Origin of the sequence: Salinilacustrithrix flava (assembly GCF_041228405.1) — a bacterium.
Taxonomy (GTDB): domain Bacteria; phylum Actinomycetota; class Acidimicrobiia; order Acidimicrobiales; family Salinilacustritrichaceae; genus Salinilacustrithrix; species Salinilacustrithrix flava.
In genome coordinates this window covers 2,698,298-2,712,820 of sequence record NZ_CP133888.1, presented here as the reverse complement: position 1 = coordinate 2,712,820, position 14,523 = coordinate 2,698,298, and the positions used below count along the sequence as shown (strand labels likewise).

The following is a 14,523-nucleotide window of genomic DNA, read 5'->3' as shown; positions in this document are numbered from 1 at the left end:
GGCCGGTTCAGCGTTGGTGGGTGGGACTTCGGTCCGGCGGGGTTCCCGGTCTGGGGTCGATGTGTGCTGGGCGTCCGGTCCAGGTGGTGCCGTGGCGGTCGGTGGCGGTCCAGTGGCCGGTGTCGTCGATGGTGAGGGTCCAGCCGTGTTCGTGGACGAGTCGGTGGTGGAAGCGGCAGAGGAGGGCGCCGTTGTCGGTGCGGGTGGGGCCGTGTTCGTCTTTGGGTTGCAGGTGGTGGGCGTCGCAGAAGCGTGGTGGCCGTTGGCAGGACGGGAACACGCAGTGCCCGTCGCGTGCGGCGAGGGCGCGGCGTTGTCGGCGGGAGAACTGCTCGGCGGCGTCGTTGACGTCGAGGACCTGGTTGTGGCCGGCGAAGAGGGTGGCGACCAGGGCCGAGTCGCACAGGAGGCGTTCGGCGGCCTGTTTGGTGACGGCCCAGCCTTCGCCGCGCAGGATCAGGTCGTCGAGGTCGTCGTGATCACGAAGGCCCGACAGGGTTCGCAGGTCGATGTGGACGTTGGTGACCACGCCGGAGCGGGCCCGGACCCGCCGGCGGACCCGACGTCGCCGGTGCTGCTCGGCTCGGCGCAGACGCCGGCGGAGCAGGACCATCGGGTCGACCGGCTCGACCGGCTCGTCCGGCTCATCCGCAACGTCCGCGTCGTCGTGGGTGGGGTCGAGGGCTTCGTCGAGGTCGTCGGTGGGGTGGACGCCGTCGAAGGTGTCCCCGGCCCACACCTCCTCATCCTCGGGATCGATGTCGTCGGGGTCGGTGCAGGTGTCGTCGGGGTCGGTGCAGGTGTCGTCGTGGCCGGTGAGGGAGAAGTGCGCCAGGTCGTCGAGGGCGTCGGCGCGGCGTTCGGCCAACGTCCGCTGGTGGGGTGCGCCGGCTGGGTCGGGGTCCTGGGTCCACGCGTCGACCGCCGACATGACGTTGAGGAACGCAGAGGGGGTGAGGTCGGCGTGGATCTCCCCGCCACCGAACAACCGTTGGGAGGCGACCAGCTTGTGGGGGTGGTCCCGTCGGGGTTCGAGGTGCTCATCGACCCGGGCCGCCCAGAACCGCAGCGCCTCGTCGAACGCGGTGTCATCGGTCGTGCGACGGTTCAACCGGAGCAATGCCGGGAGCAAGTCGGCCAGGAACGGCGCCCGCTCCTTCGTGACCAGGGCGGCCAGCTTCTCGGTCCGCCGCAGGGACAGGTCCCCGGAGAGGACTGCATCGGCCAGCGCCGGGTGGGCGTGGCAGAGCCCGGCGATGCGCTCGAGTCGGTGTGCTTCCCGGTCGGAGACGCCGGTGTAGGCGAGCAGCCAGGCCTTGGCCGACGACGCGCCGGCGGCGATCCACGCCGAGGTGCGCCACAGCTCCAACAACGCCGCGATCATCCACCGCTGCCCGGCCTCCATCGCCGAAGCAACCGCAGCGGCCCGGTCCAGCCGCTCCCGCGCCGAGGCTGCGGTGTCGGCGCAGCGGGCGTAGGAGGCGGAACCGGTCATGGGACGAATCGTACGAAAGGGGGTCTGACAGGAACTCGTCCACCTGGCGAACGGCTTGGCCACGGCTCGCGTTCCTCGGTCGGCCGGGAGCCTCAGCCCGGGATCGTCGCCCCCGGTGACCGCAGGTCTTCGGTGACCGTCGTGCGCTCCTCGGGCGCGCCGGCGGGCGGGTCGTCGGCGTCGAGCTGCACGTCGAAGGGCGCCTCCGGCAGCGCCGACCGCTCGACCGCCACGACGTAGGCCTCCGGGTTGGCGTCGTCGTTGCAGCCCTGGTGCACGCCGGGGATCACGAAGTCGCCGTGCACGATCCGCCGCTCGAGGTCGAACACGACATCGTCCATGCGGATCTCGCAACCCGAGCCGTAGACCGCGCCGAACCAGATCACGACCTCATCGTCGAAGCCGACGCTCGGTGGCTCGCCGTCCAGACCCGCCTGCCGCCACAGCGCTGCGTACTGCTCGTCGGTCGTGGCGATGCCGGTGCGGTAGGAGGCGCCGGTCCGGTCGGTGCCGAGGAGGCGCCACCCGTCCCCTGACTCCGGCTGCGGCCCCGGTCGGATCACGTCCTCGGGTTCCACGCCGGTGACGCAGAGCCGGGGTCCGGCGAAGGGGGCGAGCGGGGCAAGCCGCTCCTCGATCAGCTCGCCGACCCACACCTCGACCAGGCCGGTGTGGACGCCGTGGCTCCCACCGACCTGGAAGCCGGCGTCCTCCATGGCGCCGAACGCCTCGTCCCGCAGCGCGACCAGCTCCGCCTCGGTCCACTCGACCGGTACGGCGACGACGCCGACCCCGGGGAACCGCTCCTCCAGCTCGGCCTGCCGCGCCTCGGCACCCTCGCTGAACGCGACCGACAGCCAGCCGTTGTGCTCCCGGTCGATCCAGATGTCCTCGAAGCCGGGCTGGTCCACCGCCCAGGCCCGGACCTGCTCCACCGGCATCTCGTTCGCGATGTAGACCGGCTCGTCCCGGTACCAGTCCTCCGGGGCCGACACGAGGGTCATCTCCGCCGGGCAGCGCTGGAGGCCGAAGGGGAGATCGCCACCGGGCGGTCCGGGTTCGGTCCCGGTGCCCGACGTGCTCGGTACGTCATCGCTGCGCACCGCAGCCTCGTCGTCTTCGCCGCAGGCCGCCAGGACCAGCGCCAGCACCACGATCGAGGACAGACGGAGCATCACCACAGCAGTCTGACGTCGGGCCCGCGCCCCTGGTTCCCGCCGTTGGTTGCGGCTGTTGCCAGGGCCGTAACCTCCGGGCCATGGCCGATCATGCCGAAGGTTTCGACGCCCCCGACCTCGACCGGTGGAAGGCGGATGCCGAGAAGGAGCTGCGGGGCAAGCCCCTCGAGGAGCTGACCTGGACGACGCCGGAGGGCATCGAGGTCAAGCCGCTCTACACCGAGGCCGACCTCGAGGGCCTGAGCCACATCGGCGGGCTCCCGGGCCAGGCCCCCTACGTCCGCGGGCCCTACGCCTCGATGTACACGAACCGAGCCTGGACGCTGCGCCAGTACGCCGGCTTCTCCACCGCCGAGGAGTCCAACGCCTTCTACCGGCGCAACCTCGCCGCGGGCCAGCGAGGCCTGTCGGTCGCCTTCGACCTCGCCACCCACCGCGGCTACGACTCCGACCACCCCCGGGTCGTCGGCGACGTGGGCAAGGCCGGCGTGGCGATCGACTCGGTCGAGGACGCCAAGATCCTCTTCGACGGCATCCCGCTCGACCAGATGTCGGTGTCGATGACCATGAACGGCGCCGTGCTGCCGACGATGGCCAACTACATCGTCGCCGCCGAGGAGCAGGGGGTGAGCCAGGACCAGCTCGCCGGGACCATCCAGAACGACATCCTCAAGGAGTTCATGGTCCGCAACACCTACATCTACCCACCGGCCCCCTCCATGCGGATCGTCGCCGACATCATCGGCTACACGGCGACGCACATGCCGAAGTTCAACTCCATCTCGATCTCCGGCTACCACATGCAGGAGGCGGGGGCGACGCTCGAGCAGGAGCTGGCCTTCACCATCGCCGACGGCATGGAGTACGTGCGGGCCGCGCAGGAGGCCGGCCTCGACATCGACGCGTTCGCTCCCCGGCTGTCGTTCTTCTTCTGCATCGGGCAGAACTTCTTCGGCGAGATCGCCAAGCTGCGGGCCGCCCGCCTCCTGTGGGCCAAGGTCATGAAGCAGCTCGGTGCGAAGGCCGACAAGTCGCTGATGCTGCGCACCCACTGCCAGACCTCGGGCGTGTCGCTCACCGAGCAGGACCCGTACAACAACGTGATCCGCACCGCGTACGAGGCGATGTCGGCCGTGCTCGGCGGCACGCAGTCGCTGCACACCAACGCCTTCGACGAGGCCCTCGGCCTGCCCACTGAGTTCTCGGCCCGCATCGCCCGCAACACCCAGCTGATCCTCGGCGACGAGACCGACGTGACCAAGGTCGTCGACCCGCTCGCCGGCTCGTACTACGTCGAGTCCCTCACCGCCGGCCTCGCCGACGCCGCGTGGGAGCTCATCGAGGAGGTGGAGGGCATGGGCGGCATGACCAAGGCCATCGAGGCCGGCATGCCGAAGCTCCGCATCGAGGAGTCGGCCGCCAAGCGCCAGGCCCGGGTCGACCGGGGCGAGGACGTCATCGTCGGCGTCAACAAGTACGTGCCCGACAACGTCGAGATGGTCGACGTGCTCGACATCGACAACGCCGAGGTGCGCGAGTCCCAGATCCGCCGGCTCGAGCAGATCCGGGCCAGCCGGGACCAGGCCGCCTGCGACGCTGCGCTGCTCGCCCTCAAGGAGGGGGCGGCCGGTGACGCCAACCTGCTGGAGCTGTGCGTGAACGCCGCCCGGGCTCGGGCCACGGTCGGCGAGATGAGCGACGCCATGGAGGCCGTGTTCGGTCGCCACAAGGCCGAGGTCCGCAGCATCCACGGCGTGTACGGCGCCGCCTACGCCGACGACGAGGACTACGCCGCGCTCCTCGCCCGGGTCGACGGGTTCGCCGAGGCCAACGGCCGCCGCCCCCGCATGCTCGTCGCCAAGATGGGCCAGGACGGCCACGACCGCGGCGGCAAGGTCATCGCCACCGCGTTCGCCGACTTCGGCTTCGACGTCGACGTCGGCCCGCTGTTCCAGACGCCCGAGGAGGTTGCCCGCGACGCCGTCGAGCAGGACGTGCACATCGTGGGCGTGTCGTCCCAGGCCGCCGGGCACAAGACGCTCGTGCCCCAGCTCATCGAGGAGCTCAACAAGGCCGGCGCCGACGACGTGCTGGTCGTGTGCGGCGGCGTGATCCCGCCCCAGGACTACGAGTTCCTGCGCGACGCCGGCGTCTCGGCCGTGTTCGGCCCGGGCACCAACATCCTCGAGGCAGCCGGCACCGTCCTCGATCTGCTGGAGGGGTGACCCCGCGCCCATGAACCTGGCCGACGACGTCCTGGCCGGCGACCGGCGCGCCCTCGGGCGGGCCATCACGCTGGTCGAGTCGACGCGCGCCGACCACCGGGCCGACGCCGTCGAGCTCCTCCAGGCCGTCCTGCCCCACACCGGCACCGGCATCCGCCTCGGCGTGTCGGGCGCACCCGGGGTCGGCAAGTCCACCTTCATCGACGCCTTCGGGTGCCACGTCATCGACCAGGGGACGACCCTGGCCGTGCTCGCCGTCGACCCGTCGTCAGGACGCTCCGGCGGTTCGATCCTCGGCGACAAGACTCGCATGGAGGAGCTGGCCCGCCGGCCCGAGGCCTTCATCCGCCCCTCCCCCGCGGGCCGCACGCTCGGCGGCGTGGCCCGCCGGACCCGCGAGGCCATGCTGCTGTGCGAGGCCGCCGGCTACGACGCCGTGCTGGTGGAGACGGTCGGCGTCGGCCAGTCCGAGACCGCCGTGGCCGAGATGGTCGACCTCTTCTGCCTCCTGGCCGGGCCGGGTGCGGGCGACGACCTCCAGGGTGTGAAGCGCGGCGTCATGGAGCTGGCCGAGCTCCTGGTGGTCACCAAGGCAGACGGCGACCTCGAACCGGCGGCGAAGCGGGCAGCAGCCGACCTGAAGCACGCGCTCCAGCTGCTCCGCCCCGTCCACCACGCCTGGTCGCCCCGGGTGCTGCTCACCTCCGCGCACACCGGCATCGGCCTGGCCGAGGTGTGGGACGCCGTGGTCGAGCACCGGCAGGCGCTCGAGGACTCCGGGGAGCTGCAGTCCCTGCGGGGCGAGCAGGCCCGGCAGTGGCTCTGGACCGAGCTGCGCGAGGGCCTGGTCGAGCGCTTCGTGGCCGAGGCGGGCGAAGCGGTCCGCAGCGCCGAGCTCGACGTCGTGGCCGGCCGCCAGCTCCCCACCATCGCCGCCGACCGCCTCCTCGACGACCGCTGACGCACCAGCGGGGGTAGCACTCCCCGGTGATCGGGTACGTCGCTCAGGAGATGGACGCACCAGCACACGACACCACCACCATCCGCCTGCGCCCACGGGTGCCCGAACCGCCCCAGGGACGTGATCGCGTCCGCTGGTGGGGGCCGGGGCTGCTGTGGGCGATGTCCGCCGTGGGCTCCGGCTCGATCCTGTTCACGCCCCGCGTCGGGTCCGAGTACGGCTACGAGCTGCTGTGGCTGCTGTGGGGCGTCGCCCTGCTGATGTGGGTGATGATCCGCGAGGCCGGCCGCTTCGCCGTGCTCACCGGGCGCACGCTGCTCGACGGCTTCAGCACGCTGCCCGGACCCCGCAACTGGGTGCTCTGGTTCGTGTTCATCCCCCAGCTCCTCGCCGCCGTCGTCGGTGTCGGCGGCCTGGCTGCGCTCGTCGGCAGCGCCCTCGCCGGCGTGCTGCCCGGCGGCATCGTCCTGTGGTCGCTCCTGACGCTCGCCGCCTCGACCGCCACCGTCGTGTCGGGCGGGTACCGGGCGGTCTCCCGCGCCGCGCTCGTGCTGGCGCTGGTCCTCGTCGCCATCGCCGTCGTCGCGGCCGCCACCGTCTTCCCCGCCGTGGGGGACTTCGGCGGCGGGCTCGTGCCCGGCGCGCCGGCCGAGGTCGACGTGCCGTTCGTGCTGCCCTGGATCGGCACGATCCTGGCCGGCTCCATGGGCGTCATCTGGTACTCGTACTGGGCCGCCACCCGCGGCTACGGCGGCGGCGCCGCCAGCCTGGGCGAAGGGGAGATCGACGAGGAGCACCCCGACGAGGAGGTCGCGCCGGCCGGCGAGCGCGGCCCACGGTTCGACGGCTGGCTGCGCACGATGTCGAACACCGCCCTGCTGGGCGTGCTGACCGGCACGCTCATCATCACGTCCTTCCTCGTGCTCGGTGCCGAGCTGCTCGGGCCCGAGGGCATCGTCCCCGACGGCGTCGAGGTGGCCACCGAGCTCACCCGGCTGCTGTCCGAGGTGTGGGGTCGCACCGGCTTCTGGCTCATGACCGTCGCCATCGTCGTGGCCCTCGGCGGCAGCGTCCTCGCCAACCAGGACGGCTGGTCCCGCTCCTTCGCCGACATCACCCTGCTCCTCCCGCTGGAGGGGCACGAGGAGGGCGGCGACGACCAGGCCGAACGGGATGGGCCCCGGTTGCTGCGGTGGATGACCTCGTGGCGCCCGGAGTCGATGGGACCGCGCCTGGCCCTCAAGATCCTCTACGCGCTCGTCATCGCCGGGCTGCTCCCGGCGATCGTCGTCGTGGTGGTCCAGGACCCGGTGGCGATCATGTCGGTGTCGGGCATCGTGGCCACGTTGCACACGCCCTTCATCGTGTTCGCCACGCTGTCGCTCAACCGACGCCTGCCCGAGGTCGGCCGCCCCGGACCCGTGGTGCAGGGCGCACTCGGGCTGGCCGGGCTCTTCTACACTGTGTTCGCGGGCTTCTGGTTCGCGGACCTGCTCGGCGTCATCGGCTGACGGCTTCAGCCGGCGAGCTCACCCACGGCGTGGATGACCAGGCCGGCGAGCCCGCCCACGATCGTGCCGTTGATCCGGATGAACTGCAGGTCCCGGCCGAGCAGCAGCTCCATCCGCGAGGCGGTCTCCTCGCCGTCCCACTGGCTGATGGTGGTGGAGATGAGGCGGGTGATCTCGTCGCCGAATGTGTCGACCACGGCACGGGCGGCCTGCTCGGCCAGCTCGTCGGCGCGCGACATCGCACGCTCGTCGGCCCGGAAGCGCTCGGCGGCGGACACGATGACATCGGTGAGCCGCTGGCGCAGCGCAGAGCCACCGTCCAACGCCTGGGTCCGCAGCGACGCCTTGGCGTCGACCCACAGCGAGTCGAGGAAGCTGCGCAGCGCCGGGTGGTCGAGCAGCTCCTGCTTGAGCCCCTCGGCCCGGTCCTGCCAGACCTCGTCGTGCTCGAGCCGGCCGATGATGCGGGCCATGGCCACGTCGATGCGGCTGCGCAGCTCGTCGGAACCGCCCACGGTGTCGCCGCGGATGATGGCCCGGACCCCGGCGAGCAGGCGCTCGAAGATGCGGTCGTCGATCACGTCGGGCACCCACCACGGCGACTCCGACGCGAACCGCTGGCGCAGCAGGACCTCGTTCTCGGCGAGGAAGCCATCGAGGCCGACGAGCACGGCGTCGACCACCTCGCGGTGACGGCCCTCCTCGGTGACCACCGTGAGCAGGCGGGCACCGAGGGGCGCCACATCGACGTCGGCGAGGCGGGTTCGCACGGCGGCTTCGACCGCGTGCACCAGGTCGTCGTCCTCGACGGCCTCGGCCAGCCGGACCACCAGCTCGGCCGCGTGGCCCGCCAATCGCTCGGCGTTCACGGGTGCGCCGCCCGCATCGCGCTCGAGGATCCACGACGAGGCCCGGTCGGCGACGCCCATGCTGCGCACCCGCTCGCCGATGGTCGGCGCGTTGAGGAAGTGCTCCTGCACGAACTGGCCGAGCGTCTGGCCGAACTGGTCCTTGCGGGCGACGATGACGGCGGTGTGCGGGATCGGGATGCCGAGGGGGTGGCGGAAGATGGCGACCACGGCGAACCAGTCGGCGAGGCCGCCGACCATGGCGGCCTCGAGCGCCGCCCGCAAGTAGCCGGTGGCGCCCTCCCGCTCGGTGGTGGTCGCGACCACGAGGAAGGCGATGGTGACCACGACCAGCAGCCCGGTGGCGCGGCGCTTGGCCCGGCGGATGTCCCGCTGGCGCTGCTCGAGGTCGGGGATGGGCGGCGCGGCGGTGGCGGTCACGGGGCCACCACGGACGCGTCGATGTGAGCGCGCAGCTCCTCGTAGGGGCCGCGAGCGACCACCCGACGGCGCTGCTCGAAGGGGGTTGGCCCCTCGGCGACCCGGAGCTCACCGGTGCCATCGTCGCCCTCGCGCACGAACCAGAGCCGGTCGCCGGCGAACCAGTGGGCGTTGCGCCGACGGCCGACGCCGGAGTGGGTGGCGGAGATCTCGCAGAAGGCGGCCACGTCGTGGCGGTCGAGCCGCTCGCCGAGCACCCGGTAGCGGTAGGGCGAGCCGCCGCCGCGCAGCCCGAGGTGGTCCCAGCGACCGCCCGGCACGTCGGCGGGCACCCACGACACCCATGCATCCCGTCGGGTCACGTCGTGGCCCGGGGGCACCGGCGCCGACGGACCGAGGTACGGGTCGAGCAGGGAGCCGTCCACGATCAGCACGCTGTGGAAGTCGACCACCGACGCGGTGCGGTGGTGCTCGACGACCACGTTGACGTCGTGACCGCGGCCGGCGAGCAGCGCGCCGACGGCGGTGCAGAACACCCAGCACGACCAGGACTCGAGGGACCCGGCGAGGCGGGCCTCCAACGGCGCGGTCGGATCGGCACCCGGCGGCACCCGGCCCGCGTCCACCGCGAGCCGCTTGGCGGTCGAGCCGGCGGGCATCCAGGCACGGAACGCCTGCACGACCGCTTCCACGTCGTGCTCCGGCCGGGCGCCGATGGCGGCGAGCACGTCGCGTGCGAGGCGGTCGTCGACAGCGGGGAACACGACCGACAGCATGCCGACCATCCGGTGGGTCGGACGAGCCCGCTCACGTCAGCTGGTCTGACACATCCGTCCGTCGGGTACCGAAGGCGCCATGATCGTACTCGGACTCATCCTGCTCCTCGTCGGCCTCTTGGCCGACATCGGCATCCTCGTCACCCTCGGCGTCATCCTCGCCGTGATCGGCGCCATCCTCGCCCTGCTGGGTTCCACCGGCCGGGCCGTGGGTGGTCGCAACCACTGGTTCTGACCAGCGATTCTCCCTACTCCCTCGCCGACTCGGCCTCGGCCACCGCTTGGTGGTCGAGGTCTTGGTCGTCATCGAGGTCGAACACCACCCGGCGGATGCGCCCCGTGAAGGCGTTGGGCGACGAGTAGTCCCCCACCGGTGAGACCCGGTCCCGACCCACGTCGAGGCCGCTCCAAGAGATCGTCACCACGAAGATCCGGTCGGTCTCGAAGCGCCCGCAGACCGCACCGTCGATCGACAGCGTCCCGGTCCCCGGGGCCCGCCCACGCACGGGCTCGCCCCGCTCCATGCGGAACGTGACCGTGCACGGACCGTCCGGCAGCGGGCGGTCGGACCGCACCACCTGGTGGTGCCCGCCGACGGACAGGTCGTGGACCAGGTGGCCGTCGGCGACGTGCAGCGAGTACCCCGACGTCTGGTCGCCGTGGGCGACGAGCACCCCGTCGCCGGGTTCGAGGATCTCGACGGTGATCGTGTAGCTGCGGCTGCGCAGGTCCGGCGCCGCATCCGTCGGCACGTGGCCGAGACCGGCCCAGAGCTCGTAGTGCGTGCGCCCGGCCCGGTGGCGCTCGGCGTTCTCGGCGAAGCGCTCGGCGAAGCGGTCGTCGAGGGGCAGGACCTTGTTGTCCTCGGCCTGGCGCCACCACTCGGCCTGGAGCGCCTCCAGCCGGCCCGCCTGCTCGGACGCCAGGTCGTGGTTCTCGGCGAAGTCGTGCTCGAGGTCGTACAGCTCCCAGGCGTCGTCCTCGAACGGGGTGCCCGGCGGGTGGTACGCCACCGCCTTCCACCCATCGGCCCAGATGCCCCGGTGGCCGAACATCTCGAAGTACTGCACCCCCTTGGGCGCGGGCGCGGCGGGGTCGTCGAACGTCGAGCGCAGCGTCGCGCCGTCCATCGGCAGCTGGGGCACGCCCCCGATCTCCGGCGGGGGCTCGGCGCCGAGCACGTCGAGGATGGTGGGCACGATGTCCACGACGTGGCAGAACTGGTGGCGTATCTCGCCCTGCGCCTCGATGCCGGACGGCCACGACACGACGAGTGGGTCGCGGATGCCCCCGCCGTGGGTGTTCTGCTTGTAGCGCTTCAGCGGCGTGTTCGCCGCCATCGCCCAGCCCCACGGGAAGTTGGCGTGGCTCCCGGGTCCACCGACGGCATCGAGGGTGGCGAGCTTGGCCTCGATCGGCTCGGGCTGAGCGTTGAAGGGCCCCATGGCGTTGACGAACCCCGACGGGCCGCCCTCCTGGGATGCGCCGTTGTCCGACAGCACGAGCACGAGGGTGTCGTCGAGCTGGTCGGTCTCCTCCAGGAACGCCACGACCTCGGCCAGCTGCTGGTCGGCGTGGTCGAGCATGGCGGCATAGGCGGCCTGCAACCGGGTGAACACGCGACGCTCGTCGGGGCTGTGGTCGTCCCACGCCTGCACCCGGTCGTTGCGGGGCGGCAGCTCGGTGCCGGCGGGCACGAGGCCGAGGGCGATCTGGCGCTCGAGGCGCTCCTGGCGGGTGACGTCCCAGCCCTTGGCGAACACCCCCTCGTAGTGGTCGATCAGCTGCCGCGGGGCCTGGTGGGGGGCGTGGCACGCGCCGAAGGCGAGCCAGGCCAGCCAAGGCTCGTCGGGCACCCCGAAGCGGTGGTCGCGGAGGAACTCCACGGTCTTTTCGGCCAGGTCGGCCGAGAGGTGGTAGCCCTGCTCGAAGGTGGCCGGCGGGTCCACGTGGTGGTTGTCGTGGACCAGCTCGGGGGCGTACTGGTCGGTCTCGGCGTCGAGGAAGCCGTAGAAGCGATGGAAGCCGCGCTGCAGCGGCCAGCCGTCGTAGGGGCCCGTCGGGCCGGTCTCGGTCAGCGGGGTCACGTGCCACTTGCCGGTGAGGTAGCAGCGGTAGCCGTGCGGGTCGAGCAGCTCGGCGAGCGTGCCCGCCTCCCGGCTGATCTTGCCCCGGTAGCCGGGGAGGCCCGAATCGAAGTTGGCCAGGCAGCCGACACCGACGTTGTGGTGGTTGCGGCCGGTGAGCAGGGCCGCCCGGGTCGTGGAGCACATGGCCGTGGTGTGGAAGCCCGAGTACCGCACGCCGGCCGAGGCCAACCGGTCGATCGTGGGGGTGGCGATCTCGGAGCCGTAGCAGCCCAGGTCGGAGAACCCCACGTCGTCGAACAGCACGACGAGCACGTTCGGTCGGCGTCCCGTCAAGGCCATCGCCACAACCTAGGCAGGTACCCTGCCGGCCGTGCCGGAGCGCGACGAGGTGGAGCAGCAGGTGGTCCGGGTGGTCACCGAGGTCGGCCGCCGGGCCCGGGGGGCCCAGCTCGACGGCCTCGCCCACCCGCTCCAGGTCGTGGAGCGCTTCGGCGAGGACCTCGGCACGGCCACCGCCCACGCCGGCGTGCGCCCCCGCACCCGCGTCGGCCAGCTGGCCGAGCGCGCCAACGCGCCCCTGCTGGACGAGCAGCGCAGCTACAACGAGGCCGTGGTCGACGCCCTCCACCAGCTCGACCACCGCTTCCGCTGGCAGGACGAGCGCATCCGCCGGCTCGAAGCCGAGGTCGACGAGCTCCGAGGCCGGCTCGAGTCGTGAAGGTCGCGTTCTTGAAGCCCGACCACGGCGGCGTGGGCGGGTTCGAGCGGCTCGCCGAGCGGTGCCGCGCCCGGCTCGACCAGCGAGGCGTCGACGTGTCGCTCGTGGGCTTCGACGCCCGCACCCGGGCCGACCGCCTCCACGGCGTGCGCATCGACGACGGCACCCGGGACTGGCACGACGAGTACTTCCTCTACCTGGCCGCCACCGAACGGCTCGACCGCCTCGACCTGTCGGACTTCGACGTGGTCGTCACCTCCCAGCCGCCCAGCTACCTGGTCCGCCACCCCCGGGTCGTCGCGCTCACCTACCACCAGGCCCGCGTCTTCTACGACCTCGCCGAGGAGTTCACCGCCGCCGGCTACGTGCGCCCTGCCGTGCACGCCGCCGCGGTCGAGCAGGTCCGGGCGCTGGACCGGGGTCGGATCAGCGGTGTGCACACGTGGCTCACCGGCTCCCACGAGGTCGCCGACCGGCTCCGGGAGTGGTGGGGGCTGGAGGGCACCACGCCGTTCCGCGCGTCTGCCGAGACCCCGCCCGCCGCGGACCTCGGCCCCTACGACCCGGCCGGGCCGGCCGTGTGCGTGAGCCGACACGAGTGGCCGAAGCGGACCGAGCTCGTCGCCCAGGCAGCGGCGGGCAGCGACGGCACCTGGGAGCTGGTCGGCGGCGGCAGCCGGCTGGCCTGGGTGCGCCACCTGCTCGAGCGCTGGACCGACGACCCGGGTGCCGCCGGGCAGGACCCGCCCGAAGCGACGTGGCGGAACCGAGGCACGTGGCTGCTCGCCCCGGACGAGCGCCCGGCCATGGACGGGTCGAGCGAGCACCTCGGCGGGCGCCTCCGGCTCCACGGCGAGGTCGACGACGCCACCCGGGACGACGCCTACCGGCGCGCCGGGGTCGTGATCGCCCCCGCGCTGCGGGAGGACTACGGCCTCACCGTGCTCGAGGCCTTCGCCCACGGTCGACCGGTCATCGTCTGCGACGACGGCGGTGGCCTGGTCGAGCTGGCCGCGGGCATCGGCGCCGCGCTGGTGGTCGAGCCCCACCCCGCCGCCGTCGCCGCGGCCGTGTCGGAGCTCCGGGACGACCCAGGTCGGGCCCACGAGATGGCGGCGGCCGCCCTCGAGCGAGCGCACGCGCTGGCCGCCGAGGACGACCTCGCCCCGCTCCTCGATGCGGTGCGGGCTGCCATCGACTGAGGCCCGGTTCAGTACCGTTCGGCCCCGTGAAGCTGATCGTGCAGATCCCGTGCCTCGACGAGGAGGACCAGCTCCCCGGCACGATCGCCGACCTCCCGCGCGAGGTCGAGGGCTTCGAGACGGTCGAGTTCCTCATCATCGACGACGGCTCCACCGACCGCACCGTCGAGGTGGCGCGCGAGCTCGGCGTGCACCACGTCGTCCGCCTCACCAACAACAAGGGCCTGGCCCACGCGTTCCAGGCCGGGCTCGATGCCTGCCTGAAGCTGGGGGCGGACGTGGTGGTGAACACCGACGCCGACAACCAGTACTCGGCCAAGGACATCCCCGCGCTCGTCGCGCCGATCCTCGAGGGTCGGGCCGACATGGTCATCGGCGACCGCCAGGTCATGACCATCGACCACTTCTCCCCCACCAAGAAGCGGCTCCAGCGGGCCGGGTCCTGGGTGGTCCGCCGGGCGTCCGGCACCGACGTCCCCGACGCCACGTCGGGCTTCCGGGCCTACAACCGGGAGGCCGCCCTCGGCCTGGTGGTCGTGTCCAAGTTCACCTACACGCTCGAATCCCTCATCCAGGCCGGCAAGTCGCTCACCGCCGTCACCCACGTCCCGGTGGGCACCAACGACAAGACCCGAGAGTCGCGCCTGTTCGGTTCGATGTGGACCTACATCCGGCGCAACATGCTGGCGATCTTCCGCATCTACACGAGCTGGGAGCCGCTGTTCGTCTTCACCGCGCTGGCCGTGGTCCTCCTGGTCGCCGCGATCGGCGCCTGGAGCCCGTTCCTGTGGGACTGGATCGTCAACGGGGACCGGGGCGGGCACCTGCAGTCGATCATCCTCGGTGGCGTCCTCTTCATGGCGTCGGTGCAGGTGTTCGTGCTCGGCGTGCTGGCCGACCTCGTCGCCGCCCACCGGGCCGTGTCCCAGCGCACGCTGGAGCGCGTCCGGCGCATCGAGCTCGAGCTCGGCGTGGCGCCCTCCCACTACGAACCGGGCGCAACCCTCAAGTCGCGCCCACATCCGTCCGAGACCGACAGGTAGCCTGCTCCGAGCGGGCGGCGATCGGCGAGGGGCGC

General features: G+C 72.3%; 12 protein-coding genes. 7 read left to right on the top strand and 5 right to left on the bottom strand.

Annotation, left to right across the window (positions count from 1 at the left end; genetic code table 11):
- Positions 1 to 7: 7 nt before the first annotated feature.
- Complete coding sequence (locus RGQ06_RS13315; RefSeq protein WP_432428694.1) at positions 8 to 1,495, bottom strand: HNH endonuclease signature motif containing protein; 1,488 nt, start codon at positions 1,493 to 1,495, stop codon at positions 8 to 10.
- A gap of 92 nt (positions 1,496 to 1,587) precedes the next feature.
- Positions 1,588 to 2,673, bottom strand: a complete 1,086-nt coding sequence (locus RGQ06_RS13310) for a hypothetical protein (protein ID WP_432428693.1) — start codon at positions 2,671 to 2,673, stop codon at positions 1,588 to 1,590.
- Between the two features lie 80 nt (positions 2,674 to 2,753).
- On the opposite strand from RGQ06_RS13310, the gene scpA reads away from it, so the two are divergent.
- The 3 genes from scpA to RGQ06_RS13295 are packed head-to-tail and all read left to right on the top strand — an operon-like array spanning position 2,754 to position 7,370.
- Positions 2,754 to 4,898 carry a methylmalonyl-CoA mutase gene (scpA, locus tag RGQ06_RS13305; RefSeq protein WP_432428692.1) on the top strand — a complete coding sequence of 715 codons (2,145 nt, stop codon included), beginning with the start codon at positions 2,754 to 2,756 and terminating at the stop codon, positions 4,896 to 4,898.
- A gap of 10 nt (positions 4,899 to 4,908) precedes the next feature.
- On the top strand, positions 4,909 to 5,859 hold the full coding sequence (meaB, locus tag RGQ06_RS13300) for a methylmalonyl Co-A mutase-associated GTPase MeaB (RefSeq protein WP_432428691.1): 951 nt from the start codon (positions 4,909 to 4,911) through the stop codon (positions 5,857 to 5,859).
- Between the two features lie 50 nt (positions 5,860 to 5,909).
- Positions 5,910 to 7,370: an Nramp family divalent metal transporter gene (locus tag RGQ06_RS13295; RefSeq protein WP_432428690.1), complete on the top strand. Its 1,461-nt coding sequence runs from the start codon at positions 5,910 to 5,912 to the stop codon at positions 7,368 to 7,370.
- Between the two features lie 5 nt (positions 7,371 to 7,375).
- On the opposite strand, the gene RGQ06_RS13290 is transcribed toward RGQ06_RS13295, so the two are convergent.
- Both RGQ06_RS13290 and RGQ06_RS13285 read right to left on the bottom strand, forming a co-directional pair.
- Positions 7,376 to 8,659 carry a DUF445 domain-containing protein gene (locus RGQ06_RS13290; RefSeq protein WP_432428689.1) on the bottom strand — a complete coding sequence of 428 codons (1,284 nt, stop codon included), beginning with the start codon at positions 8,657 to 8,659 and terminating at the stop codon, positions 7,376 to 7,378.
- Positions 8,656 to 9,435, bottom strand: a complete 780-nt coding sequence (locus RGQ06_RS13285) for a hypothetical protein (RefSeq protein WP_432428688.1) — start codon at positions 9,433 to 9,435, stop codon at positions 8,656 to 8,658. The genes RGQ06_RS13290 and RGQ06_RS13285 overlap by 4 nt, the downstream gene beginning before the upstream one ends.
- 79 nt (positions 9,436 to 9,514) lie before the next feature.
- Between RGQ06_RS13285 and RGQ06_RS13280 the strand changes: the two genes are divergently transcribed.
- Positions 9,515 to 9,670, top strand: coding sequence for a DUF6131 family protein (locus RGQ06_RS13280; protein ID WP_432428687.1), 156 nt, complete (start codon positions 9,515 to 9,517; stop codon positions 9,668 to 9,670).
- 13 nt (positions 9,671 to 9,683) lie between these two features.
- Here the strand turns inward: RGQ06_RS13280 and RGQ06_RS13275 are convergent, their stop codons facing one another.
- Complete coding sequence (locus RGQ06_RS13275) at positions 9,684 to 11,864, bottom strand: arylsulfatase (protein WP_432428686.1); 2,181 nt, start codon at positions 11,862 to 11,864, stop codon at positions 9,684 to 9,686.
- 31 nt (positions 11,865 to 11,895) lie between these two features.
- Between RGQ06_RS13275 and RGQ06_RS13270 the strand changes: the two genes are divergently transcribed.
- From RGQ06_RS13270 to RGQ06_RS13260, 3 genes are read left to right on the top strand one after another with little or no spacing between them, the layout of a single operon-like run.
- A complete protein-coding gene (locus RGQ06_RS13270) occupies positions 11,896 to 12,243 on the top strand; it encodes a hypothetical protein (RefSeq protein WP_432428685.1) in 348 nt (115 codons plus the stop codon).
- Positions 12,240 to 13,445, top strand: a complete 1,206-nt coding sequence (locus RGQ06_RS13265; RefSeq protein ID WP_432428684.1) for a glycosyltransferase family 4 protein — start codon at positions 12,240 to 12,242, stop codon at positions 13,443 to 13,445. Before RGQ06_RS13270 ends, RGQ06_RS13265 begins: the two co-directional genes overlap by 4 nt.
- Positions 13,446 to 13,471: 26 nt before the next feature.
- Positions 13,472 to 14,488, top strand: a complete 1,017-nt coding sequence (locus RGQ06_RS13260; RefSeq protein WP_432428683.1) for a glycosyltransferase family 2 protein — start codon at positions 13,472 to 13,474, stop codon at positions 14,486 to 14,488.
- Positions 14,489 to 14,523: the final 35 nt, after the last annotated feature.